Genomic DNA, 23,042 nt, shown 5'->3' with positions numbered 1-23,042 from the left:
CCTGTCCGCCCCACGCCGGCCCCCGGCCGAGCCGCCCACCGGCTGACCGGACCGCGCGCCGCGGCGGCACTGGCCGATCTGGGGCTGGCACCGGTCGCCGCCGGGGTGATCGCCCGGCGCCGCGGCATGACGGCGGTGCTGGAACGCCTCGGCGCCGACGACCGCGCGGTCCGCAGGATGCACCGGCTGCGCCGCGAATTCGGCAGCGGGCCGGTCGAACTGGTGCTGCCGGGGCGGCGGGTGCTGGTGCCGCTGGAGCCCGCCGACGTCTCGCGGATACTCGACGGCGCGCCGACTCCGTTCCATCCCGCCAATCGGGAGAAGATCGCCGCACTGCGCACCTTCCAGCCGCACGGGGTGCTCATCTCCGAGGGTGCGGCCCGCGAACAGCGCCGCCGCCTGAACGAACAGGCGCTCGACACCGACCGGCCGCTGCACCATCTGGCCGATCCGTTCGCCGGGGTGGTCGCCGATGCCGCCCGCGAGCAGATCCGCACCGCGATGCAGCGCGGCGGGCTGGGGGCGGCGCATTTCACCACCGACTGGTGGCGACTCGTGCGCCGGATCGTGCTGGGCCGCCGCGCCCGCGAGGACGACTCGATCACGGATCGGCTGTGGCGGCTGCGCGCGGCGGGCAACTGGTCGTACTTCGCGCGGCCGCATCGACGGCTGCGCGAGCGCTTCTACGAGCAACTCTACGATTATGTGCAGTCGGCCGAAACCGACAGTCTCGCAGGCGCGTTGACGCACCTGCCGGCCGCGGGCACGGTCGATCCGGTCGGGCAGATCCCGCATTGGCTGTTCGCCTTCGACGCCGCCGGTATGGCGACCATCCGTGCCCTCGCCGTACTGTCCACCCATCCCGAGCAGCTCGCCCGCGCACGGCTGGACGCGCAGGAGCCCGAGCGCGCCATGCCACGGCCGTATCTGCGTGCCTGCATCCTGGAGTCGGTGCGGCTGTGGCCGACCACCCCGGCGATATTGCGCGACACCACCGAGGACACTGCATGGGGCCGCGGCGACGACCGGTGCACCGTGGCGGCGGGCGCGGCCCTGCTCATCCCGGTACCGGCCTTCCACCGCGACCCGGAAACCCTGCCGTTCGCGCACACCTTCGAACCCGATATCTGGCTCGACGGACGCGCCGAGCGGTACCCGCAGCTGGTGCCGTTCAGCGCCGGCCCGGCCCGATGCCCCGGTCGCGATCTGGTCCTGTTCCTCACCACGAGCCTGCTGGCGCATCTGATCGACGAACTGGATCTGGAGCTGCGCTCGCACCCGCGGCCCACCCCCTCGGCGGCGCTGCCGATCACCTTCGACAACTTCCGCATCGAGTTCGCCGCGCGGGCGCGCGCACTCCAAGCGGCACAGTCGCCTTCGCCGGCGGGGAGGTGACGGATATGCGTGTGGTCGTGGTCGGAGCCACCGGGAACGTCGGCACCGCGGTCGTGTCCGCGCTGGCCCGGCGCCCGGAGATCGACGCGATCGTCGGACTCGCCCGGCGGCTGCCGCGGCAGCCGGCCGAGGGGGTGCGGTGGGCGCGCGCCGATATGCGCTGCGACGATCTGCTCACCGAATTCCGCGGCGCCGACGTGGTGGTCCATCTCGCGTGGGTGTTCCAGCCGACGCATCGCCCGCTCGAAACCTGGCGCGCGAACGTGCAGGGAACCGAACGGGTCTTGCGCGCGGTCGCGCAGGCCGGCGTTCCGTCGCTGGTGTACGCATCGTCGGTCGGCGCGTATTCCCCTGTGCACCATGATGATCCGGTCGGCGAGGACTGGTCCACGGAAGGCTGGCCGCCGGCCGGGTACATGCGGGAGAAGGCCTATGTCGAGCGATTGCTCGACCTGTTCGAGAACGAACATCCGGACCGGCGGGTGGTGCGGATGCGCCCCGCCTTCACCTTCCAGGAGGCCTCCGCCAGCCAGCAGCGCCGGCTGTTCGCGGGCCCGCTGGTGCCCGGCAGCGTGCTGCGCCCTCCCCTGATCCCGGTGCTGCCCGTGCCGGCGGGTCTGCGACTGCAGGCGGTGCACGCCGACGACATCGGCAGCGCCTACAGTCTCGCCGTCGTCGACCCGAGCGTGCACGGCGCGTTCAACCTGGCCGCCGACCCGGTGATCGATCGCGCGAAACTCGGCGCGTTGTTCGACGCGCCGACGGTGTCCGTACCGCCCGGGGCCGTACGCGCCGCATTGGCCGTCGGCTGGCGCCTGCGCCTGGTCCCCGCCCCGCCCGAACTGTTCGACGCGATGATGCGCCTGCCGATCATGGACACCACCCGCGCCAGGCGCGATCTCGGCTGGGCGCCGCGCGTCGACGCCGTCTCCGCCCTGCGCGAGGTCCTGACCGGTATGAGTCACGGATCCGGCGGCGCCACACCGCCGTTGGCGTCCGACGCCGGTGGGCGTCTGCGGGTGCGGGAGTTCGCCTCCGGTGTCGGTGGCAGCGACCCGGTCGACCGCTGGGGCGCGGACCTGTGAATGTCCCGGGAGGCCCGGGCCACATGCTGAACCACGCGTTTCGCCACCGCGTGGGACCTGTGGGGGATTCACACCACAGGTAGGAGGTGAGCGACGATGTGCATGCAGATGATGGCGATGCTGCGCGACATGTGGAACATGATGTTCCCGATGATGCCCATGTAATCCGACCGACAAGAGATCGAACCACGCCGGATCGTCGTCGGCGCCGTGCTAACCGGGAGCGTTGACCTCGTCCGGCGTCTTGTCCGGCCGCAATCCACGCCAGGACGGGTGACGCAAGCGCCCGTCCCCGGTCCGCTCTGTGAACGACACCTCGCCCACCAGTTCGGGTTCCACCCAGATCGCGTCCTTCACCGGCGCCGCGACCGTGGGGGTCCGCCGCCGCAGCGGCCGCAGTTTGTTCTGCAGATCATCGAGCATGGCCTGTGTGAAGCCGGTGCCGACATTGCCGATGTAGACCAATTCCCCGGTCTCGTCGTGCACGCCCATGAGTAGTGAGCCGATGCGTCCCGCGCGCCGGCCCGCGCCGGGCCGCCACCCCACGATGACGATCTCCTGATCGTTGACGTTCTTGACCTTCGTCCACAGCGGACTGCGCCGGCCGGGCAGATACGGGCTGTCCAGCCGCTTGCACACGATGCCCTCGAGCCCCAAGCGCGCCGATTCGGCCAGGACGTCGGCGCCGGTGCCGGTCAGCCGGGGTGGAATGCGCCAGTTCGGGCCGCGCAGGCCGAGTTGTTCCAGCAAACGGCGGCGTCGCTCGTAGGGCAGATCGATCAGCGACCGGTCGCCGATGTGCAGCAGATCGAAGATGAGGTAGGTGGCGGGGACCGAGCGGGTCAGCGCGCGGATCATGGCCGGATTGCGCTGGTGCATGCGCGGTTGCAGGGCGGCGAAGGAGGTACGCCCGTCCGCGGCGAAGGCGACGATTTCGCCGTCGACGACGATCGGCGGCGCCGCGGGGGCGAGGTCGGCGAGTTCCGGCCAGGCAGCGGTCACGTCGTTGCCGTTGCGCGAGATCAGCCGCAGGTCCCGATCCACGTAACCGATGGCGCGGATACCGTCGAATTTCACTTCGTAGGCCCACGCCGCGCTGTCGGCGGGCAGAGCGCCGGCCGTGGCCAGCATCGCCGCATACCGCGGCAATCCGCTCATGAGGGCCCACCCTTCGATCGATGGCTATTTTCTGGTTACTACCCTGAAATCCTCCTCTCACAGCGACGACGGCGCTGACATTTCGGTCACGACCCGATCTCGCAACCACCCGATTGACCGGCCGGACCGCGATTTCGTATGGTTGTGCGAGCGACGATTCGAGGAACCCGGTGCAAATCCGGGACGGTCGCGCCACTGTGAGCCTTCCGCCGGGCGGAAAGCGAGTCAGATACTCGGATCGCGTGGTAACCACCATCGAGCGGGGACGCGCAATCCCCGGAGGAGAGTCACATGGCGACGTCCTATGTTCCCCGGTCCGGCCTGGAGTCGATGCGACTCTCCATTCCCACGACAGCCCTGTGGCTGGGCGGCACCACCGTCCTGGCGCTGCTCGCCCTCTATTTCATCGGTATCGATCAGGGCGCGGTCTCGATCTTCGGCGACGATATGCACGTGCACGAATTCGTCCACGACGCACGGCATTTCCTCGGCTACCCCTGCCACTGACCGCGGGATCGAGCCATCACGATGGAAAAACGAATCATCGCCCGCGGCGTGCTGGTCGGCGCCATCGGCGGGCTGCTGACCTTCGTATTCGCCCGGATTCTGGCCGAGCCGATCATCGACCGCGCCATCGCCTACGAGGGCGGGCGCGACGAGGCGCATACGACACTCGAGCACGCCGCCGGTCACACGATGGCCGGCATGGAAGAGGGCGAACTGTTCACCCGGTCGGTGCAGGCGAGTATCGGCGTCGGCTTCGGCATGATCGTGTTCGGCGCCGCGATGGGTGCGCTGTTCGCGGTCGTGTACTGCCTGTTCGTGGGCCGCGTCGGCGCGTTGAGCCCGCGCAATCTCGCGCTGTGCGTGGCGGGCGGCATGTTCGGCGTGTTGTACGCCGTGCCGTTCTTCAAGTATCCGGCCAATCCGCCCTCGATCGGCAACCCCGACACGATCGGGCAGCGCACCGGCCTGTACCTGCTGATGGTGGCGATCGCCGCGGCCTGCGCGGTGGGCGCCGTATGGCTGGGCCGCGCACTGCAAGCGCGCCTGGGCAATTGGACGGCGACCATCGCCGCGGGCCTGGCCTTCGTCGTCGTAGTGACCGCGATCGCCGCGATGCTGCCCTCACTCGGGCATCTGGCCGCCAACCGGGCCCTGGGCGACGCGGCCACCGAAACACCGCGGCCGCTGACCGATTCGAGCGGCCGGATCGTCTATCCGGGCTTCCCCGCCGACGATCTGTACTACTTCCGTTTCTATTCCCTTGCCGCACAGGTCATTCTGTGGTCGGTGATCGGCGTCGGTTTCGCGACACTGGCACCGCGGCTGTTCCGGCGCGCGGACGACTCCGCCGCGGCCGCGCCGGCAGCGGCGGTATGAGCGCGACCGTCACCCGGCTCACGCTGATCAGTCACGGCATGACCGCGGCGATGCGGTCGGCCCGCTTCCCGGTCGACGAACCGCTCGACGAACCGCCCCGCGGCGCCGCCACCCCCGCGACGCCACGGGCCGACCGGGTCCTGACCGCCCCGGAACTGCGGGCGACCGCGACCGCCGCCCTGCTGTCCCTGCGCGCAACCACCGAACCCGCCCTGCGCGACCTCGACTGCGGCGACTGGGCGGGCATGTCGATGGACACTGTGGACCCGGCCGACCTCATGGCCTGGATGACGGATCCCGGCTATCGCGGCCACGGCGGCGAAGCGATCACCGACCTGCTCGACCGGGTACGCGGCTGGCTCGACACGGTGGTCGCGGACCGACGCCGCATCGTCGCGACCACCCATCCCGCCGTCGTCCGCGCGAGTGTCCTGCTCGCCCTCGCCGCGCCGCCGGAATCGTTCTGGCGCATCGACATTCCGCCGCTCAGCACCACCACACTGCACAGCCGCGGCCCGGCCTGGACCGTGCGGCACACCGCGAATCCGCTGTGAGATCGTGCGGTTCGGCCATGCCGGTCCACCTCAGTGCGGCGCCGACTTCTTCTCGACCAGATCGGCGAGCACCGCTGCCTCGCTGATGTCGATCCGCTTGGTGGCCGACAGCAGAGTCAGCATGCCGCGCCCGGCGAGTTCGCGTAGATGGTCCAGGTCGGCGGCGCGTTCCGGATCGTGCAGTTCCTCCCGGTAGCGGCGACCGAATTCGTCGAATTTGGCGGGGTCGTGGCCGTACCAGGTGCGCAGTTCGGTGGAGGGCGCGATCGTTTTGCACCATTCGTCGAGGTGGGCGTTCTCCTTGCTCATCCCGCGCGGCCAGAGGCGATCGACCAGCACGCGCATCCCGTCGTCGGGATCGGGATCGTCGTAGATCCGCCGGACCTGGACTCGCGGTCGTGTGCTCGCCATCGCGCTGCTCCCTTCGGTCGGCCGTCTCACCCGGCACCCGCAACGCGGGATGGCCGGTCCCCTTCCCGCATTCGAGGGTAATCACGCGCGCGGCCGCTTTCGCCCGCTCGCCGAGAACGCGTTCGCGGACCCCTACCTACGTAGCCGTAGGTTACGGTAGCGTAGGTTGAATGAACGCCCCGATCTCGACCGCCGATCCCGTAGCCCTACCCCCAGCCCTACCCCCGTCGGTCGAATTCGACAATCGCGACGCCGTCTACGAGTACTACCGCACCCACCGGGCGCCCCGCACCCGCGCGCGCCTGTTCTACGCGATCACCGCCTATCGCAAACGCCCGGCGGTCCGCTATGCCGAGGGTGCCCGCGCGGCGATCCGGCAGCTGATCCGCGACGACCGCCGCATGATCATCGCGATCAACCATGTGAGCGTGGAAGATCCGCGCACCGTCGCCGCCTTCGCCTGGCGCAGCGTGTTCCGGCCGCGGATCGGCCACATCCGGGTGCTGGCCAAGGACGAACTGTTCATCGAGCCGGGACAGCGCTCGCGCATCGACGTCATGGGCGCCATCCCGGTGTTCCGCGGCAAGGATCACGGCGCGCGCGCAGCCTACGCCGCCGGACAGCAACTGATGGACGTCTGCGTCGGGCGCATGGTCGACGGCGACGACCTGGCTCTGTTCCCCGAAGGCACCTGCAACGAGACCGATCCGGCCCGGGTGCAGACCATCGGCACCGGCATCGGCCACATCGCCGCGCGCGCCCGAAACGCCGGGGCGGCCCCGGTTTTCGTCTTCCTCGGCCTGGCCTACGGCCCCAGTGGCCGCGCCACGTTCTACCTCGACGAGCCGCTGCCGGATTTCCCGGAACGACCGGCCCAGATCACCCGGGTCGTCGGTACCCGGATGCAGCGCGCCCTCGACGGGGCGATCGCCGCCGTCCGGTAACGCGCGCGTCAACCGCCAGGCAGCGTCCGCACTCCCGATCCGGCGGCCACGGCACCGACCACGCGCGAAAGGATTCGACATCACGGGCCGGTGGCCGCATGCCCACGGCCTCCAGCGCATAGGCCTTGAAGGCTCGCGCCGCCCGGCTCGGCACGTACGGCGTCGGCGAGGCCTGCGCGAAAGATGTTTTGCCGCAACGGGTTTCGCCCCAAAACCGGACGTCGGTGCGGGCGCTGCCGATATACCGGTGCGCCCATTCGCGTGCCGGTTCGCCCAGTGCGGACAGATCCCCGGCGACGGCGAAGGCGTGCGGTATGGGCACCTGCCGCCGGCAGCGCAACACACAACCGAGGTCGAGCACACCCAGCCCGAGGATGGTCAGTGGCCGGATATCGCCGGGTGAATCGACCGCGACGGTGACCTCCCAGCCGGCGACGGCGCGATCGAACAGCCACCCGCCGGCGCGCGAGACGACCTCGACCGGGTTGTCCGCGATCACGATCAGCTGATATCGCAGCGCGCGCCGGCCGGATTCGGCGACGGCGCATTCGCTCGGAGATTCCGCCGCGTGGGCGTTCGTTGGATACCGGTGCGACACAGCAGACATAGCACTTCCGTTCCGATCACAACCACCACTGCCTTCCCCGCCTCGGACGGCCCACATCGCCCGAGCAGAGACTAGTTTATTTTCCCCCAACGGGAGAAAATATTGGCCAAACTCGCACCCCTCCACCGGGCGTGTTGTCCGGACCCGCCGCCGGCATCCGTAGCCTGAGAGGGTGAGCGGCGGGAATACAACCGGTTCGGGGGCTGGAACAGTGCAGACATCGCGGCGCGGGCGCGGGCGGCCGCCCCGGCTGAGCCGGGATCGCATCGTCGCCGCCGCACGCGCGCTGCCGCCGGAAACACTCACCATGAAGTCGGTCGCCGACGCACTGGGCGTGGATCGCAAATCGCTGAACTACTACGTCAGCGACCGCGACGGGTTACTGGAACTGGTCGCGCTCGACGCCTTCGAAACCGAGATCCGCCGCCTCGACCTGTCCGCCGACGGTGACTGGCGGCAACTGTTGCACCTGTTCGCCACCGCGGTCGCCGAAGCCCTCACCCAGGTGGGAGTGCTGATCTACCATGTGCGATTCCGTGGCCGCGGCGGACTGTCGACGCTGGCGCAGATCGAGCGGATCTTCCAATCGCTGGTCTGCGCCGGATTCGAGCCGATGGAGGCCGGGCGCACCCTGCGGTTGCTCGCCGATATCGCGTACTCGGCGGCGCGCGAATCCGCGGAGGCGACCCGGGGCCATGTGGACCTGCAGGCCGAACACGTCGCGCGGACACTGAATTCCGAAGTGGGAGAAGAGTTTCCACTTCTGCGGCAGGTGGCGACCACGCGCGAGAGCGCCGGGCGGGTCGGCGAGCAGTTCGAATTCGACGTCGACCTCGTGATCGCCGGTCTGGAACACAAGCTCGAGGCTCGCGGCCGGGCCTGAGACCACCGGATTTCGATCCCGGTGACCGTAACGCTGGCCGGACCCGGCCTCCGGGTGGTTACCTACCGCACGTCCGACAGGCTGGAAGAGAGGTCGTGCGATGTCCGTCGACGAGGCAACCGATACCGCGGTGCGAGTGGTCCGGCTGGGCAACCACATCGGCGCCCGGATCGAGGGAGTTCGCCTCGGCGGCTCGCTGGACACCGACACCATCGCCACGATCCGCGCGGCCCTGCACCGGCACAAGGTGATCTTCTTCCGCGGCCAGGACCACCTCACCGAGGACGGGCAGTACGAATTCGCGCAACTGCTCGGCACGCCCACCACGCCGCATCCGACACTCACCTCCGCCGGGGTGAAGAGCCTGGCCATAGATTCACAGCACGGCCGCTCCAACGTCTGGCACACCGACGTCACCTTCGTCGACCGCGTGCCGAAAACCTCGATCCTGCGCGCGGTGTCCCTGCCCTCCTACGGCGGATCCACCACCTGGGCCTCCACCGTCGCCGCCTACGAGTCGCTGCCGCAACCGCTGCGCGTGCTGGCCGAGCATCTGCGCGCCCGCCACACCAACCGCTACGACTACGCCGCCGAGGCCGACGACCGGCCCGATGCCGGAACCCGTTCGTACCGCACCGAATTCGAGTCCCGCTACTTCGAGACCGAACATCCGGTGGTGCACGTCCATCCGGAGACCGGGGAACGCGCGCTGTTGCTGGGCTGCTTCGTCAAGGAGATCGTCGGCCTGTCCACCGCCGAATCACGGGCCCTGTTCCGCCTGTTCCAGGATCGGGTGACCCGGCTCGAGCACACCACCCGCTGGGACTGGGCGCCCGGCGATGTGGCGATCTGGGACAACCACGCCACCCAGCACTACGCGATCGACGACTACGACGGCGCCGAACACCGCCGGCTCACCCGCATCACGCTGGCCGGTGCCGTACCCGTCGGCGTCGACGGCCGCCCGAGTACGGTGATCTCCGGTGACGCGCAGTCGTATTCCCCCGCGCAGTCGCTGCCGCGAGCGGCATGAAGATTACTGCCGCGAGCGGCGTGAACCGCGCGGCGTGCGGAACCGGAGCCGTACTGTCATTTAGTCTTTGACCAACCTGCGCCCGGTGGCGGCGCGCGGACAGGTGCCGGCAGAGGGCTGACGATGGGAGTCCCGTGAACCTGTGGAACTACATCCGAGGGCGGGGTGACACTCTGGCCTTTCTCACCTATCAGCATGCGTCACTGGCGTTTCAGACGGTTCTGGTCGGCACGATCGTCGCCGTCCTCATCGCGATGGCGGTCTACCGGCTGCCGCTGCTGTCGCAGCTCTCGCTCACCTCGAGCCGGGTCGCGCTGACCATTCCGTCGCTGGCGCTGCTGGCCCTGCTGCTGGTCCCGTTCGGACTGGGTGTGGTCCCGTCGTTCATCATGCTGGCGTTCTTCGCCGCCCTGCCGGTGATCGGCAACGCGATCGTGGGGTTGCGCTCGGTACCGCCCTCGGTGGTGGAATCCGCACGCGGAATCGGTTTTTCCCGCACCCGCATTCTGCTCACCGTCGAACTGCCGATCGCGTGGCCGGTGATCCTGACCGGTATCCGGGTCTCCACACAGATGATCGTCGGTGTCGCCGCCATCGTCGCCTACGTTCTCGGGCCCGGCCTGGGATCGCTGATCTTCAACGGCCTGTCGCGACTGGGCGGCGCGAACGCGCTGGAGACCGCGGCCACGGGCACCATCCTCATCGTCATCGTGGCGCTGGTGTTCGACGCGCTACTCGTTCTGCTGGGCCGCCTCACCATCGCCGAAGGACTCTCATGACCGACGCTGTGACCGACCGGCCCGGACCGGCGACGCCGGAACGCAATGTCACCGGGGCGTCCATCGTCCTCGACTCGGTCGTCAAGAGGTACAAGGGCCAGGACAAGCCGGCCGTCGCCCGCCTCGACCTCGAGATCGAGGCTGGACAGATCGTCGCCTTCGTCGGCCCCTCCGGATGCGGGAAGACGACCACCCTCAAGATGATCAACCGCCTGATCGAGCCGACCGAGGGCCGCATCTTCATCGACGGGCGCGACGTCACCCGCGAGGACCCGGACAAACTCCGGCAGTCGATCGGGTACGTCATCCAATCCGGCGGCCTGTTCCCGCACTGGTCGGTGCGCAAGAACGTGGGCGCGATCCCGCGGGTGCTCGGCTGGGACAAGAAGCGGATCGCCGAACGCACCGAATATCTGCTCGAACTCGTCGGCCTGGATCCCGGGATATTCGCCGACCGGCTGCCCAAGGACATGTCCGGCGGCCAGCAGCAGCGCGTCGGAGTCGCGCGGGCGCTGGCCGCCGATCCCCCGGTGCTGCTGATGGACGAGCCGTTCGGCGCCGTCGACCCGATCACCCGAGTTCGCCTGCAGGACAGCCTCATCGGTATTCAGCACGAACTCGGCAAGACGATCGTCGTCGTCACCCACGATTTCGAGGAGGCCACCAAACTCGGCGACAAGGTGCTGATCCTGTCCGAGGGCGGGCATGTCGAGCAGTACGCGCGGCCCGAGGAAATCCTCACCGCACCGGCCACGCCCTTCGTGGAGGAATTCGTCGGCTCCGGCGCCAAACTCGCCTATCTGACCGTGCAGCGGGTGCGCGATGTGGAGTTCGACGACGTGGTCACCGCCCGCATCGGAGAGCCGTCGCAGGCGGTGATCCGGCGCGCGCGGGCCGCCGGCCAGACGTGGGTGGTGGTCGTCGACGCCGCCGGGCGGCCGCGGTCGTGGCCCTCGCTCACCGAACTGGCGAGCAAACCGGAGGTATCGGACTACCTCGATCGGCGATTGCCGGTCGTCGCGCGCTCCTCGACACTCAACGACGCCCTCGACGCGATGCTGGCGGCCAGTCAGGGCGCCGCCCTGGTGACCGACGGGCGCGGTGCGGTCGTCGGCTCGATCGGCATCGGCGCGGTGACCGAGACCATCCAGGCCGCACTCGCCGATGTGCGCTCCGAGGAATACGACACCTCGTACGAAACCTACGTCGACGGAACCGATCCCGCGCCGACCCCGGTGGTCGCCGCCGACGACGAGCACGAATCGGCCGGACAGTCATGACCCGCCTGCGCCGGCTGCCGATGGACGTCTGGTTCGAGCCGTTGATCATCCTCGTCATCGGCATCGGTTACCTCGTCTGGTACCGGTCGACGACGTTCACCCCGACCGAGCAGGCCTCGCTCGCCTGGTCCAACCTGCGGACCACGATCTGGTCGCATATCGAGCTGACCGTGGTGGCCACGGTGATCGTGGTCGTGGTCGCGATTCCGCTGGGTATCGCGCTGACCCGGCCGGCGCTGAAACGTCTGGAGCCGCTCGCGGTCAACATCGCCAATATCGGCCAGGCGGCGCCGGCGGTCGGGCTGCTGGTGTTGTTCACCTTCTGGCTGGGCACCGGATTCCGCACGGCGGTCGTCGGTCTGGTGGTGTACGCGATTCTGCCGATCCTGCAGAACACCATCGTCGGCCTCCGGCAGGTGGATCAGCGCACCATCGAGGCCTCGCGCGGGATCGGATTCTCCGCCGCCCGCACCCTGGTACGGGTCGAGTTGCCGCTCGCGGTGCCGGTGATCCTCAACGGGGTGCGCACCGCCCTGGTGATCCTGGTCGGCACCGCGACGCTGAGCACCTTCATCGGCGCCACCAGTCTCGGCACCCTGATCACGACGGGCGTCACCCTGTTCCTGCCGAAACTGCTCGTGTCCGGGGCGATTCTGGTCGGACTGCTGGCGTTGATCATCGACTGGCTCGGCAGACTCGTCGAACTGGCCGCGACTCCGCGAGGTGTGTCATGAGGCCGGCACGGGCCCTGGCACTGTGCGCGATCGTCCTGGTGGTGTCGATGATCGGCGGTTGCGGGCTGGTCAGCTCGTCGGGCACCTTCCACGATGCGAGCCTGCCCGGCGGGCAGCGACCGCTCGACGGCGCGAAACTCGTCGTGACGTCGAAGAGTTTCACCGAGGGCGTGCTGCTGGGCAAGATCACCGCGACCTATCTGGCCGCCGCCGGCGCGAAGGTCACCGATCTGACCGGCGCACCGGGTTCGGCGTCGTCGCGGCAGGCTCAGCTCAACGGTGACGCCGACATCCTGTGGGAATACACCGGTACCGGATGGGTCAACTACCACAACGAAACCGAGACGATCTCCGATCCGCAGGAACTCTGGCAGCGCGTGCACGATATCGAGAAGCGTGAGCACAACCTGGAATGGCTGCCGCCGGCGAATTTCAACGACACCTACGCCTTCGGTGTGTCGACGCCGACCGCGCAACGGCTCGGGGTGAAGTCGCTGTCGGATGTGGCGGCGTTGCCCGTGCGCGATCGCACGTTCTGCGTCGACGACGAATTCTTCAGCCGCGCCGACGGTTTCATTCCGATGCTGCAGAAATACGGTATCCCCTACAACGATCCGAACGGCGTGCCCACCGGCAACGTCACCCGGATGGACGCCGGCGTCGTCTACACCGCGACGGCCAAGAGCGCGCCGTGCAATTTCGGCATGATCTACACCACCGACGGCCGGGTGAAGAATCTCGATCTCGTCGTGCTCGACGACGACAAGAAGTTCTTCCTGCCCTACAGCGGCGCCGCCGTCGTGCGTGGGGAGATCCTGGACCGCTATCCACAGTTGCGTCAGCTGCTGGGCACCATTTCCGAGCGGCTGACCAATGATCTGATGCAGGAACTCAACGGCCGCGTCGATATCGACGGCGAGGATCCCGCCGACGTCGCCTACGACTGGTTGAAGAGCGAAAAACTCGTCGAATAGAAACGCTCAGCGATCCGACATCTCGCGCGCCGCCTGCGCTGCCGCGAGCCGCGGAATGATGCCGCCGGCCAGCACGGTTTCCACCTGACGCTCCGAAAGCCGGTGGCGCAGGGGGATATCCACGTTCGCGGTGACATCGTGGGCGGTGATCGTGGGACCGGCGGCGAGAGCGGCCCGCAGCCCCTCGATGCGCAGCACGTCACCCACCCCGATGCGGTCGTAATCGGCGGGGTCGGCGAATTCCAGGGCGACGATGCCGAAATTGGCCAGATTCTGCCAGTGGATGCGCGCATACGATTTCGCGATCACCGCCCGCAGCCCCAGATATCGCGGCGCGATCGCGGCATGTTCGCGCGAGGAGCCCTGTCCGTAGTTGTCGCCGCCGACAACGACATGTCCGGTGGTGCCGGAGATCTCGGCCGCGTGCCGGGGATAATCCGGATCGATACGGGTGAAGGCGAATTCGGCGAGTTTCGGGATATTCGAGCGGAACGGCAGTGCCCGCGCTCCCGCCGGGGAGATGTCGTCGGTGGAGATGTTGTCGCCGACCACGAGCAGGACCGGCGCCTCGATCACATCCGGCAGCGGATCGAAATCCGGCAGCGCGGAGATGTTGGGGCCCTTCACCAATTCCACGGTGCGCGCCTCGGCTTCCGGCAGCGGCGCCACCAGCATCGCGGTGTTGACCGACGCGTGGGCGGGCAGTTCCAGCACCGGATAGTCGAGGCCCAGTTCCTCGGCGAGATCGCGTGGATCGGTGATCCTCGCGGTCAGCGCGGACGCGGCGGCGGTCTCCGGCGAACACAACCACACCGAGTCCTCGTCGGTGCCCGAGCGTCCCGGAAAATTGCGCGGCATGGTGCGCAGGGAATTGCGGCCGACGGCCGGCGCCTGCCCCATGCCGATACAGCCCATACATCCGGACTGGTGGAGGCGCGCCCCGGCGCGGATCAGTTCGAACGTGGCGCCCATCCTGGTCAGATCCTCGAGAATTTCCCGCGAGGACGGATTGACGTCGAAGCTGACGTCACTGTGGGTCTGCCGGCCGGAGACGATGGCGGCGGCCATCGCGAAATCGCGCAGCCCGGGGTTGGCCGACGACCCGATCACCACCTGCGCGACCGGTTCCCCGGCGACCTCCCGCACCGGAACCACGTCCCCCGGTGAGGAGGGCCGGGCGATCAGCGGCTCGATCGCGGACAGATCGATGTGCTCGTCGAGGTCGTAGGTCGCGCCCGCGTCGGACCGCAGTTCGGTGAAGTCGGCGGCGCGATCCTCGGCGCGCAGGAATTCGCGCACCGCGTCGTCGGCCGGAAAAACCGTGGTGGTGGCGCCGAGTTCGGCGCCCATATTGGCGATCACGTGCCGGTCCATCGCCGTGAGTCCCGCCAGGCCCGGACCGTGATATTCGATGATCCGGTTCACGCCGCCCTTGACGCCGTGGCGGCGCAACATCTCCAGGATCACATCCTTGGCCGAACACCAGGGCGGCAGTTCACCGGTCAGTTCGACGCCCCAGATCTGCGGCATGGTGATGTAGAGCGGCTCGCCGGCCATGGCGAGCGCCACCTCGAGACCGCCGACGCCGATCGCGAGCATGCCCAGCGATCCGCCGGCCGGCGTATGCGAATCCGAGCCGACCATCGTCACGCCGGGTCTGCCGAAACGCTGCATATGGGTCGGGTGCGAGACCCCGTTGCCCGGTTTCGAGAACCACAGCCCGTAGCGGCGGCAGGCCGACAGCAGGAATTCGTGGTCCTGGGCGTTCTTGTCGTCGGTCTGCAACAGATTGTGGTCGACGTACTGTGCGCTGAGTTCGGTGCGGACCCGATCGAGCCCGAGCGCCTCGAGTTCCTGCATCACCAGGGTGCCGGTGGCGTCCTGGGTGAGCGTCTGGTCGATGCGCAGCGCGATCTCCTCCCCCGGGCGCATCCGGCCCGACACCAGATGGGACTCGATCAACTTCTGGGCGACGGTGCGCGGGCCGCCCGTGTGCGCCTGCTGGCCGGTCATCTGCCCTCCTCTGCCCGGGTCCGCGGGATCGCCGGGGCCGGGCGCGTCGTCGGTGCGCCAGTCCCTTCCAGGATGCGCCGATCCACGCCGGCGCGCCGCAACCGGTCCCGGGACCGGCACACCGGCTCGCGCCCGCAGCGGACCCCGTTCAGCGCGGGCTGCGCCGAAATACCTTGCCGGTCAACGGGTCTCGCTCGGTGAGGCAGTACACCCCGCCCACCGGATCGTTCATCACCAGCCACTGCGCGCCGCGGTGCGCGCGCCGGGCGCCCAGCGATTCGTGCCAGGTCGCCACCGCCTCGACATCGGCGCAGGCGATATCGATATGGGCGCCGGGCACCTGTTCGCTGTCCAGGCGCTGGATCAGGATCCGGACCGGCAGGCGTGCGGGCACGAGCAGCCGGGTGAACTCGGCGCGACCGGTGCGCCGCACGGGCCAGCCGGTGAGCGCGGCCCAGAATTCGACCTCGCCGTCGTAGCCGGACGGCGGGATATCGAAACAGAGCTGATCGACCCGGCTGAGACTGCCGTCGGGTCCGGTCACCGGCGCGGGGATATGCCGCCCGTCGCCGGTGGTCAGGCAGAACGGCAGGCCGTGCGGGGACCGTGCGAGCGACCAGGTGTCGTGATCGGCGACCAGGGTCGCGCCGAGATCACGCGCCGCGCGGCGAGCGCGGTCGAGATCGATGACATCGATGTCGAGATGGGCGCCACCGTCCCCGCCGACCGCCTGCGCCGCCTGGTAGGCGTCACCCGTCGCCGGGTCGAGAGTCGCGAACTCGGCGTGCTCCCCCTGGCGGGCCGACAGCCCGGTGCCGGTCACCGCTGTCCAGAAGGCGAAGGCGTCGTCGAACCGCGCGGCGGGCCGGTCGATGTACATCCAGGTCCAGCGAATCATGCGTTCCTCCACGGTCACCGGTCGGTTCAGGCGGGTCGGAAGGGCGGAGTCGCGAGGTCACCGGCGAACACATCGGGCAGGTCGCGCTCGACGCTGTCGGGGAATCGCGCGGGCCGCTTCTCGAGGAAGGCCGAGACGCCTTCGCGGGCGTCGGCGCTGGCACCGCGCTGGTTGATACCGCGCGATTCGACGCGATGCGAGATCATCGGATGTTCGGCGCCGAGTCCGCGCCACAGCATCTGCCGCGACAACGCCACCGAGACCGGCGCCGAATGTTCGGTGAGCCGTCGCGCCAGAGCCCGAGCCTGGTCCAGCAGATCGCCGACCGGATGCAGGGCGTAGAACAGGCCCGAGTCCAACGCCTCGTCGGCCTCGACCAGCCGGCCGGAGTACACCCAGTCCAGCGCGGTCTGCAGCGGCACCAGGCGGGGCAGGAACCAGCTGGAGCACGATTCCGGCACGATGCCGCGCCGATTGAACACGAATCCGATGCGCGCGGTGTCGGCGGCGAGCCGGAAGTCCGCGGCCAGGGTCATGGTGATACCGACGCCGACGGCGGGGCCGTTGATCGCGGCGATGATCGGCTTCTGTGATTCGAACATTCGCAGCGCCACCTCACCACCGCCGTCGCGGAAGGTATCGGTCGACTCGGCGGCGAAGGTTTCGGCTCCGGCCGACAGATCCGCGCCCGCGCAGAACGCGCGCCCCGCGCCGGTGACGATGATCGCGCGCACCCGGTCGTCGTGGTCGAAGGCGTCGAAGGCGGCGATCAGTTCCTCGCCCATCGCGGCGGTGAAGGCGTTGAGCTGCTGCGGGCGATCGAGCGTGATGGTGGCGATGGAGTCGGAGATTTCCCAGCGGATGTCGGCCATATCGGACAGCATGCCAGCAGCCTCCGGACGGTGACCATCCCCCGTGGCCGACCCCGCCCCGGCCCGGCACGCGAATCCCGTTGCGTCGCCTGCCGGTTGGGCCGCACGTGCCGCACGAACGCCTCGGCGGCGGCAGCGGGGTCAGCGAACGGTCACGGCCCCGGCATACGGCCAGGTCGCGCCCTATACTTGACATGCCAGCGCGACGGGCTCCGCGGAAGCAGTACAGACGGAAACGGTGCCGATGGCCGACAAGGACCCCATGGCAACCCAGCGCGACCGCTCCCTGGTGATCGACGACGATCTGCGAGCGGCCGGGTTCGCCGATGCGCACATCATCGGGCGGGGCGGATTCGGCGTCGTCTATCGCTGCCGCGAACTCGCACTGGGACGCACCGTCGCGGTGAAGGTACTCACCGCCACATCCGAATTCGGCGACGAGAATCTCGAACGATTCCTGCGCGAGCAGCGGGCCATGGGCGGGCTCCCGGAACATCCGAACATCGTCGCGATCCTGCAGGTCGGCACGACCGGCGGCGGGCGGCCCTATCTGGTGATGCCGTATCACCCGAAGGGCTCGCTGGAACAGCGGATCCAGCACGGCGGGCCCCTGGATATCACTGCCGCGCTGCGCATGTCGGTGAAGCTGTCCGGTGCGCTGGAAACGGTGCACCGCGCCGGCATCCTGCATCGAGATATCAAGCCGGGCAACGTACTTCTCAGCGACTACGGCGAACCGCAACTGACCGATTTCGGTATCGCCCGGGTGGAGGGCGGTTTCCGGACCACCACCGGCGTGGTGACGGCGTCACCGGCGTTCACCGCTCCCGAGGTGCTGCGCGACGGCACCCCGACGGTCGCCTCCGACATCTACAGCCTGGGCGCCACCCTGTTCTGCATGCTGACCGGCCACGCCGCCTTCCAGCGCCGCTCCGGTGAGCGGCTGGTCGCCCAATTCGTGCGCATCACCGAGGAACCGATTCCCGATCTGCGTCCCCGCGGCATTCCCGACGACATCTGCGCACTGATCGAGGACAGTATGGCCGCCGACCCGGCGCAGCGCCCGGTCTCCGCGGTGGAGTTCGGTGCGCGGGCGCAGCAGGCGCAGCGCCACCGCGGTCTTCGCGTGGACGAGATGGCGATCTCGACACCGGAGACTCCCGCGGCCGAACCGGCAGCCGCCGCCGATCGCGTCGGCGAACCGACCCGGCTCGGCCTGCTTCCTCCGGCCGACCCGATGACGACACCGCCGACCCCCGAGACGAAATTCCATCCGGCGCTGTCCGCGCGTCCGCTGGTGCGCCGTCCCCGCCTGCTGGATTCGATGGATCGCGATCGCTGGCCGCGCCTGATCGTCGTCCACGCGCCGGCCGGTTTCGGCAAGAGCACGCTCGCCGCTCAGTGGGGGCAGCGGATGGTCGGCCGTGGGGTCGCCACCTGCTGGCTCAACATCGATGACGACGACAACAATCCGGTGTGGTTCCTGCTGCACCTCATCGAAGCCGTCGGCCGGGCACGGCCGGTCCTGACCACCGAACTGCTGCGCGTCGTCGAGGAACACGGCAACGATGTGATGCGCTATGTGCTGACCACGCTGATCAACCGCATCCACGCCGACGGCGAACGGATCGTGATGATCATCGAGGACTGGCATCGCGTCACCGACGCCGATACCACCGCCGCGTTGCGTTTCCTGCTCGACAACGCCTGCCACCATCTGCAACTGCTGATCACCAGCCGCGAGATGATCGGACTGCCGCTCTCGGCCATCCGCGTTCGTGACGATCTGATCGAAATAGACTCCGCCGCCTTGCGTTTCGACCAGGAGGAGACCGCGGACTTCCTGACCCGGGTGGGCGGGCTGGCATTGGACGCGGCCGATATCGACCGGCTGCGGACCGGCACCGACGGCTGGGTCGCCGGGCTGCAACTGGCATCGATCTCGCTGCGCGGGCGCGAGGACCCGGGCAGCGCGATCGCCACCATGTCCGGACGGCATCAGGCGATCAGCGAATATCTGACCGACAACGTGCTCGACGCACTCGAACCCGACGTGCTGACCGCCCTGCTGGAAACCGCTGTCACGGAGAAGGTGTGCGGCTCGCTGGCCTCGGAGCTGACCGGACGGCCGCACGGGCGCGCGCTGCTCGAGGACATCGAGCGGCGGGACCTGTTCCTGCGCCGCCTCGACGACGACGGCGAATGGTTCCGCTACCACACGCTGTTCTCGGATTTCCTGCGCCGGCGGCTCGAGCGCGACCACCCCGAACGCGTACCGCACCTGCACCGCCGCGCCGCCGAATGGTTCGCCGCCCACGACATGCTCAGCGAGGCGATCGACCACGCGATGGCGGCGGGCGAACCCGGACGCGCGGTGGCGCTGGTCTCCGCGCACGCCCGCGAACTGGTGCAGCATTCGCATCTGGCCACCCTGGCGGCGCTGGCGGCGAAACTGCCCGTCACCGACGCCGCGGCCGATCCGACCCTGCAGATCGCGCTGGCCTGGGCGGCGGTGTTGTTGCGGCGGCCGAGCCGCATGCACACCGCACTGCAACTGGCGCTGGCCGCCGATTCGGCGAAACAGCCTCCGGGACACCGGAAATCCGATCTCGCGGTCGAGGCATCGATTCTGTGCGGGGTGGAGACGGCGCTCGCCGATCACCTCGACGGACTGGAGGACATCGTCGAACAGAGTTGCGCCCGCGCGGATTCGCTGGCGCCGTTCGTGCTGTCGGCGGCGGCCAACCTGGGCGCCTTCACCGCACTACACCGCTTCGACTTCGACCGTGTCCACGAATGGCACCGGTGGGGCCGGACCTATTTCCGGCACATCACCGGGGCGCTGAGCATCATGTACAGCCACTGTTTCGCGGGGATGGCGGCGCGCGAACAACTCGACAGCGAGGCGGCCGAGGAACACTTCCGCACGGCGCTGCACCTGGCGCGCACCACGACCGGGGAGAGTTCCCTCACCGCTCGCCTGGCCTCGGCCGCACTCGGCGATTTCCTCTACGACCGCGGCGAGATCGCGGAGGCGCACCATCTGCTCGGCGTGGCGGTGGAATTCGGATTCGAAGGCGGCACAGTCGATTTCCTGTCCGCCGTCTACGGCACGGGTGCGCGCATCGAGGCGCTGCGCGGGGACCGTGAGGCGGCGCGGCGACTACTCGCCGACGGCACCGAGGTCGCCACCGCACACACCCTGCCGCGGCTGTCGGCACGCATCGAACTCGAGCGAATCCGGCTGGGGTTGGGCGAATCCGGCCCCGGCGAGCCGCCCGCACCCCGCGGGGCACGCGACGGCGTGGCGACCGCGATTCACGACCTCACCGAGGAAGCGGCTATCCGGTGGCTGTTGCGCGCGGATCCCGAACAGGCACTCCCCCGCGCCCGCGCCCTGCGCGAGTCGATCGACGCCGCCGCGCGCCCGCGCGCCGCCCTGTGCGCCACGCTGTTGTTCGCGCATTGCCTCGAGACCGTGGGCCGGTCGGCGGAAGCCGAGGCGGTGCTCGCGCCGGCGCTGCGCCGCTGCGTCGAAGCGGGACTGGTGCGCCCGCTGATCGACGAGGGTCCGGCGCTGATCGGTGTCGTCCGGCGGCTCTCGGGCGACGCGGCGCGGCATTCCGCGGGGTCTCCCGCCATCGCGCTTCCGCGGACCTTCCTCGACCAGCTCGGGTGATCCGCCGGTCCGTCAGAAAGCCACGTCGGTGCGGGTGACCGTCAGCCCGGCGTCGCGCGCCAGCCCGGCGAACACCACGGCGTCGTGGACGGCCGCACCGCCCGGGTCGTTGTTGAAGTACACGTATCCGTCGGCGGAACCGAAGGTGTCCGCCAGCCGATGCGCCCATGCGGTCAGCGCGCGCCGGCCGTACCGGGGTTGCGGCCGCGCCAGCCCGGAGTGCAGACGCAGATACGACCAATCGGTGGTGCGCCACAACGGCGTCACCGGGCGCGAGCACGCATCCGCCCAGCACAGCGCGGCGCCGCGTTCCTCCAGCACGGCGCGGATGCGCGGTGTCCACCACGACTCGTGGCGTGGTTCGACGGCCACGCGCACGGTCGGGGGAAACTGTCGCAGACAGTCGTCGAGCAGCGTCGCGTCCGCCCGCAGAGTCGGCGGCAGCTGTACCAGGATCGGACCCAGCCGGTCGCCCAGGCCGGCGGCGTGCTCGAGCAGCCGCTGCACCGGCTCGGCCGGCTCGCGTAGGCGTTTGACATGGGTGAGGAAGCGGCTGGCCTTCACCGCCACGACGAAATCGTCCGGCGTGCGTTCCCGCCAGGCGGCGAAGACCTCGCGACTGGGCAGCCGATAGAAGGCGTTGTTGCTCTCGACGGTCGCGAAGGCGGCCGCATACCGTTCCAGCCACAGCCGCTGCGGTACGCCCGGCGGATAGAGCACGCCGCGCCAGTCCCGGTACTGCCAGCCGGAAGTCCCGACGAACAGGGTCACACCGTCCATCGAACCAGACTCGCCGCGGCTCCGCTGGGACCTCGCCGGACACCCTCTATGACGGCCGTTATAGGGGCGAGCTACGCTATGACGAACGTTATAGGGAGGTGGGAGATATGAGCGGCACACGGGATGATTCGCGCGCGAAATTGGTGGCGGGCGCGGCCGAGATGATTCGCCGGCGCGGTCTCGCCGCCACGAGTGTGCGCGATCTCGCCAAATTCGCGGACGCTCCGCTCGGCTCGACCTACCACTACTTCCCCGGCGGCAAGGCCGAACTGGCCACCGAAGCCGTCGCCCTCGCCGGTGATCTGACGGCGGCGACGCTGTCGCGCGAATTGCGCAAGGGTTCGGTCGAGGGTCTGCGCTCGTTCCTGCGCCGTTGGCGAAAGAATCTGCTGGACAGCGACTTTCGCGCCGGATGTCCTGTGCTGGCGGTAGCGGTGGAGGACGTGCCGGATGCCGAGGGCAGCCGCGCGGCGGCGGCGGCCGCCTTCGCCCGATGGACAGACCTACTGGCGCAATCCCTGCGCGACGACGGCGCCGAGCAGGCGGCAGCCGAACGCACGGCCACCCTGATCATCGCGGCATTCGAGGGCAGCGTGGCGATGTGCCGGGCCGAACGCAGCACCACCGCCCTGGACCGCATCGGCGACCAACTCGAATCGTTGCTGAAGGCCGCGATCGCGACCCCCGCCACGACCCCACCGTCCCGGACAAGGAGTACCCGCTCGTGAATCGGACCGATCTCGGCACCCACCCGTTCGATCTCGCCACCGCGCCGGCGCCCGCCGGCGCGGGCCGCTACCTGGCCCGCACCGCGGCAGAGTATTCGAATATGGTGGGGCCCTTCGGCGGCGTCACCGCGGCCACCGCCGTGCGCGCCGTCCTCGACGATCCGCGGTGTGCGGCCGAACCGGTGTCGATCACCGTCAACTACGCGGGCCCGATCGCCGACGGCCCGTTCACGATCGACTGCCGGCCGGTACGCACCAATCGCAGCACCCAGCACTGGATGCTGACGCTGAGCCAGGACGACGCGGTGACCACCACCGCCACCGTCGTCTGCGGCGCCCGGCGGCCCACCTGGTCCGATACAGAGATCGAACCGCCCGCCGCGCCGCCCGTCGAGTCGGTGCCCGTGGCGCAACCGCCGGAATTCCCGGTGTGGATGCGCAACTACGAGATGCGGTTCGTCGAGGGCGGCGGGCCGATCACTGCGGAGCCGCGGGAACAGCCGACCTCCACCACCACCCTGTGGGTGCGGGACCTCCCGGCTCGCCCGCTGGATTTTCCCGCGCTGACGGCCCTGGCGGATGTGTTCATTCCGCGGGTGATGGTGCGGCAGGGCCGCATGGTCGCCGCCGGCACCGTCTCGCTCACCGTCTACTTCCACGCCGATGCCGCCGCGCTCGCCATCCAGGGCGACCGTCCACTGCTCGCCACCGCCCGGGGCCAGCACTTCGGCGGCGGCTACTTCGATCAGTCCGCACAGCTGTGGGGCGCCGACGGCAGGCCGCTGGCCACCACCCATCAACTGGTGTACTTCAAGGACTGAACCCGGCATCGCGACCGGCCGCAGCGGGTAT

Annotated in this window: 22 protein-coding genes and 1 riboswitch; of the genes, 15 read left to right on the top strand and 7 right to left on the bottom strand. The window is 69.3% G+C overall.

Annotated features, from left to right (window positions below; all coding sequences use genetic code 11):
* The first annotated feature begins 42 nt into the window (after positions 1-42).
* Together NK1_RS19975 and NK1_RS19970 are read left to right on the top strand one after the other, a co-directional pair.
* The gene (locus NK1_RS19975) at positions 43-1,395 is read left to right on the top strand and encodes a cytochrome P450 (protein ID WP_063010843.1); all 1,353 of its coding nucleotides are present in this window, start codon (positions 43-45) and stop codon (positions 1,393-1,395) included.
* A 5-nt stretch (positions 1,396-1,400) separates the two neighbouring features.
* Positions 1,401-2,480, top strand: coding sequence for an NAD-dependent epimerase/dehydratase family protein (locus NK1_RS19970; RefSeq protein ID WP_036510960.1), 1,080 nt, complete (start codon positions 1,401-1,403; stop codon positions 2,478-2,480).
* Between the two features lie 213 nt (positions 2,481-2,693).
* Here the strand turns inward: NK1_RS19970 and ligD are convergent, their stop codons facing one another.
* On the bottom strand, positions 2,694-3,638 hold the full coding sequence (gene ligD, locus NK1_RS19965) for a non-homologous end-joining DNA ligase (RefSeq protein ID WP_063010720.1): 945 nt from the start codon (positions 3,636-3,638) through the stop codon (positions 2,694-2,696).
* A gap of 114 nt (positions 3,639-3,752) precedes the next feature.
* Positions 3,753-3,893: riboswitch (cobalamin riboswitch) on the top strand.
* Positions 3,894-3,929: 36 nt separating this feature from the next.
* Between ligD and NK1_RS19960 the strand changes: the two genes are divergently transcribed.
* From NK1_RS19960 to NK1_RS19950, 3 genes are read left to right on the top strand one after another with little or no spacing between them, the layout of a single operon-like run.
* On the top strand, positions 3,930-4,145 hold the full coding sequence (locus NK1_RS19960) for a CbtB domain-containing protein (RefSeq protein ID WP_036510848.1): 216 nt from the start codon (positions 3,930-3,932) through the stop codon (positions 4,143-4,145).
* 21 nt (positions 4,146-4,166) lie between these two features.
* Positions 4,167-5,021, top strand: a complete 855-nt coding sequence (locus NK1_RS19955) for a CbtA family protein (protein WP_063010718.1) — start codon at positions 4,167-4,169, stop codon at positions 5,019-5,021.
* Positions 5,018-5,575 carry a histidine phosphatase family protein gene (locus NK1_RS19950; RefSeq protein WP_063010716.1) on the top strand — a complete coding sequence of 186 codons (558 nt, stop codon included), beginning with the start codon at positions 5,018-5,020 and terminating at the stop codon, positions 5,573-5,575. Before NK1_RS19955 ends, NK1_RS19950 begins: the two co-directional genes overlap by 4 nt.
* Positions 5,576-5,605: 30 nt before the next feature.
* On the opposite strand, the gene NK1_RS19945 is transcribed toward NK1_RS19950, so the two are convergent.
* Entirely contained in the window at positions 5,606-5,986 is a 381-nt protein-coding gene (locus tag NK1_RS19945; protein ID WP_063010714.1) for a DUF488 domain-containing protein, read from the bottom strand.
* 170 nt (positions 5,987-6,156) lie between these two features.
* On the opposite strand from NK1_RS19945, the gene NK1_RS19940 reads away from it, so the two are divergent.
* Positions 6,157-6,930 carry a 1-acyl-sn-glycerol-3-phosphate acyltransferase gene (locus NK1_RS19940; protein WP_063010712.1) on the top strand — a complete coding sequence of 258 codons (774 nt, stop codon included), beginning with the start codon at positions 6,157-6,159 and terminating at the stop codon, positions 6,928-6,930.
* Here the strand turns inward: NK1_RS19940 and NK1_RS19935 are convergent.
* Positions 6,866-7,537: a hypothetical protein gene (locus NK1_RS19935; RefSeq protein ID WP_157104358.1), complete on the bottom strand. Its 672-nt coding sequence runs from the start codon at positions 7,535-7,537 to the stop codon at positions 6,866-6,868. The genes NK1_RS19940 and NK1_RS19935 overlap by 65 nt on opposite strands.
* Before the next feature lie 211 nt (positions 7,538-7,748).
* Here NK1_RS19935 and NK1_RS19930 point away from each other — a divergent pair, with 211 nt between their 5' ends.
* From NK1_RS19930 to NK1_RS19905, 6 genes are all read left to right on the top strand, one after another.
* Positions 7,749-8,420: a TetR/AcrR family transcriptional regulator gene (locus NK1_RS19930; RefSeq protein ID WP_063010708.1), complete on the top strand. Its 672-nt coding sequence runs from the start codon at positions 7,749-7,751 to the stop codon at positions 8,418-8,420.
* A 100-nt stretch (positions 8,421-8,520) separates the two neighbouring features.
* Positions 8,521-9,453: a TauD/TfdA dioxygenase family protein gene (locus NK1_RS19925; RefSeq protein ID WP_063010706.1), complete on the top strand. Its 933-nt coding sequence runs from the start codon at positions 8,521-8,523 to the stop codon at positions 9,451-9,453.
* 134 nt (positions 9,454-9,587) lie between these two features.
* Positions 9,588-10,232 (top strand): ABC transporter permease, encoded by a 645-nt coding sequence (locus NK1_RS19920; protein ID WP_063010704.1) that lies wholly within the window; start codon positions 9,588-9,590, stop codon positions 10,230-10,232.
* Positions 10,229-11,512, top strand: a complete 1,284-nt coding sequence (locus tag NK1_RS19915; RefSeq protein ID WP_063010702.1) for an ATP-binding cassette domain-containing protein — start codon at positions 10,229-10,231, stop codon at positions 11,510-11,512. The genes NK1_RS19920 and NK1_RS19915 overlap by 4 nt, the downstream gene beginning before the upstream one ends.
* On the top strand, positions 11,509-12,246 hold the full coding sequence (locus NK1_RS19910; RefSeq protein WP_157104357.1) for an ABC transporter permease: 738 nt from the start codon (positions 11,509-11,511) through the stop codon (positions 12,244-12,246). Before NK1_RS19915 ends, NK1_RS19910 begins: the two co-directional genes overlap by 4 nt.
* A complete protein-coding gene (locus NK1_RS19905) occupies positions 12,243-13,220 on the top strand; it encodes a glycine betaine ABC transporter substrate-binding protein (RefSeq protein WP_063010700.1) in 978 nt (325 codons plus the stop codon). Before NK1_RS19910 ends, NK1_RS19905 begins: the two co-directional genes overlap by 4 nt.
* A gap of 6 nt (positions 13,221-13,226) precedes the next feature.
* On the opposite strand, the gene NK1_RS19900 is transcribed toward NK1_RS19905, so the two are convergent.
* The 3 genes from NK1_RS19900 to NK1_RS19890 all read right to left on the bottom strand — a co-directional run bounded on the left by NK1_RS19900 (position 13,227) and on the right by NK1_RS19890 (position 17,015).
* Positions 13,227-15,233 carry an aconitate hydratase gene (locus NK1_RS19900; protein WP_063010698.1) on the bottom strand — a complete coding sequence of 669 codons (2,007 nt, stop codon included), beginning with the start codon at positions 15,231-15,233 and terminating at the stop codon, positions 13,227-13,229.
* Between the two features lie 148 nt (positions 15,234-15,381).
* Entirely contained in the window at positions 15,382-16,131 is a 750-nt protein-coding gene (locus NK1_RS19895; RefSeq protein WP_063010839.1) for a VOC family protein, read from the bottom strand.
* A 26-nt stretch (positions 16,132-16,157) separates the two neighbouring features.
* Positions 16,158-17,015 carry a crotonase/enoyl-CoA hydratase family protein gene (locus tag NK1_RS19890; protein WP_063010696.1) on the bottom strand — a complete coding sequence of 286 codons (858 nt, stop codon included), beginning with the start codon at positions 17,013-17,015 and terminating at the stop codon, positions 16,158-16,160.
* A 232-nt stretch (positions 17,016-17,247) separates the two neighbouring features.
* Between NK1_RS19890 and NK1_RS19885 the strand changes: the two genes are divergently transcribed.
* Positions 17,248-20,682 carry a serine/threonine-protein kinase gene (locus tag NK1_RS19885; RefSeq protein ID WP_063010694.1) on the top strand — a complete coding sequence of 1,145 codons (3,435 nt, stop codon included), beginning with the start codon at positions 17,248-17,250 and terminating at the stop codon, positions 20,680-20,682.
* A 12-nt stretch (positions 20,683-20,694) separates the two neighbouring features.
* Here the strand turns inward: NK1_RS19885 and NK1_RS19880 are convergent, their stop codons facing one another.
* A complete protein-coding gene (locus NK1_RS19880; RefSeq protein ID WP_063010837.1) occupies positions 20,695-21,453 on the bottom strand; it encodes a DUF72 domain-containing protein in 759 nt (252 codons plus the stop codon).
* Between the two features lie 116 nt (positions 21,454-21,569).
* Here NK1_RS19880 and NK1_RS19875 point away from each other — a divergent pair, with 116 nt between their 5' ends.
* Positions 21,570-22,190: a TetR/AcrR family transcriptional regulator gene (locus NK1_RS19875; protein WP_063010692.1), complete on the top strand. Its 621-nt coding sequence runs from the start codon at positions 21,570-21,572 to the stop codon at positions 22,188-22,190.
* Positions 22,187-23,011 (top strand): acyl-CoA thioesterase, encoded by an 825-nt coding sequence (locus tag NK1_RS19870; RefSeq protein WP_063010690.1) that lies wholly within the window; start codon positions 22,187-22,189, stop codon positions 23,009-23,011. Before NK1_RS19875 ends, NK1_RS19870 begins: the two co-directional genes overlap by 4 nt.
* Positions 23,012-23,042 lie beyond the last annotated feature (31 nt).

The sequence above is a fragment of the Nocardia kruczakiae NBRC 101016 genome, from assembly GCF_001612965.1.
Classification (GTDB): domain Bacteria; phylum Actinomycetota; class Actinomycetes; order Mycobacteriales; family Mycobacteriaceae; genus Nocardia; species Nocardia kruczakiae.
The sequence above is the reverse complement of the archived record's forward strand: the minus strand, read 5'-3'. Positions and strand labels throughout refer to the sequence as shown.

Bases quoted from the DNA above. Each gene is read 5' to 3' on its own strand.
- NK1_RS19955 (WP_063010718.1), top strand. From the start codon at position 4,167: ATGGAAAAACGAATCATCGCCCGCGGCGTGCTGGTCGGCGCCATCGGC.
- NK1_RS19905 (WP_063010700.1), top strand. From the start codon at position 12,243: ATGAGGCCGGCACGGGCCCTGGCACTGTGCGCGATCGTCCTGGTGGTG.
- NK1_RS19950 (WP_063010716.1), top strand. From the start codon at position 5,018: ATGAGCGCGACCGTCACCCGGCTCACGCTGATCAGTCACGGCATGACC.
- NK1_RS19940 (WP_063010712.1), top strand. From the start codon at position 6,157: ATGAACGCCCCGATCTCGACCGCCGATCCCGTAGCCCTACCCCCAGCC.
- NK1_RS19885 (WP_063010694.1), top strand. From the start codon at position 17,248: ATGGCCGACAAGGACCCCATGGCAACCCAGCGCGACCGCTCCCTGGTG.
- NK1_RS19890 (WP_063010696.1), bottom strand. From the start codon at position 17,015: ATGCTGTCCGATATGGCCGACATCCGCTGGGAAATCTCCGACTCCATC.
- NK1_RS19910 (WP_157104357.1), top strand. From the start codon at position 11,509: ATGACCCGCCTGCGCCGGCTGCCGATGGACGTCTGGTTCGAGCCGTTG.
- NK1_RS19895 (WP_063010839.1), bottom strand. From the start codon at position 16,131: ATGATTCGCTGGACCTGGATGTACATCGACCGGCCCGCCGCGCGGTTC.
- NK1_RS19935 (WP_157104358.1), bottom strand. From the start codon at position 7,537: ATGTCTGCTGTGTCGCACCGGTATCCAACGAACGCCCACGCGGCGGAA.
- NK1_RS19960 (WP_036510848.1), top strand. From the start codon at position 3,930: ATGGCGACGTCCTATGTTCCCCGGTCCGGCCTGGAGTCGATGCGACTC.
- NK1_RS19925 (WP_063010706.1), top strand. From the start codon at position 8,521: ATGTCCGTCGACGAGGCAACCGATACCGCGGTGCGAGTGGTCCGGCTG.
- NK1_RS19945 (WP_063010714.1), bottom strand. From the start codon at position 5,986: ATGGCGAGCACACGACCGCGAGTCCAGGTCCGGCGGATCTACGACGAT.
- NK1_RS19970 (WP_036510960.1), top strand. From the start codon at position 1,401: ATGCGTGTGGTCGTGGTCGGAGCCACCGGGAACGTCGGCACCGCGGTC.
- NK1_RS19900 (WP_063010698.1), bottom strand. From the start codon at position 15,233: ATGACCGGCCAGCAGGCGCACACGGGCGGCCCGCGCACCGTCGCCCAG.
- ligD (WP_063010720.1), bottom strand. From the start codon at position 3,638: ATGAGCGGATTGCCGCGGTATGCGGCGATGCTGGCCACGGCCGGCGCT.
- NK1_RS19915 (WP_063010702.1), top strand. From the start codon at position 10,229: ATGACCGACGCTGTGACCGACCGGCCCGGACCGGCGACGCCGGAACGC.
- NK1_RS19875 (WP_063010692.1), top strand. From the start codon at position 21,570: ATGAGCGGCACACGGGATGATTCGCGCGCGAAATTGGTGGCGGGCGCG.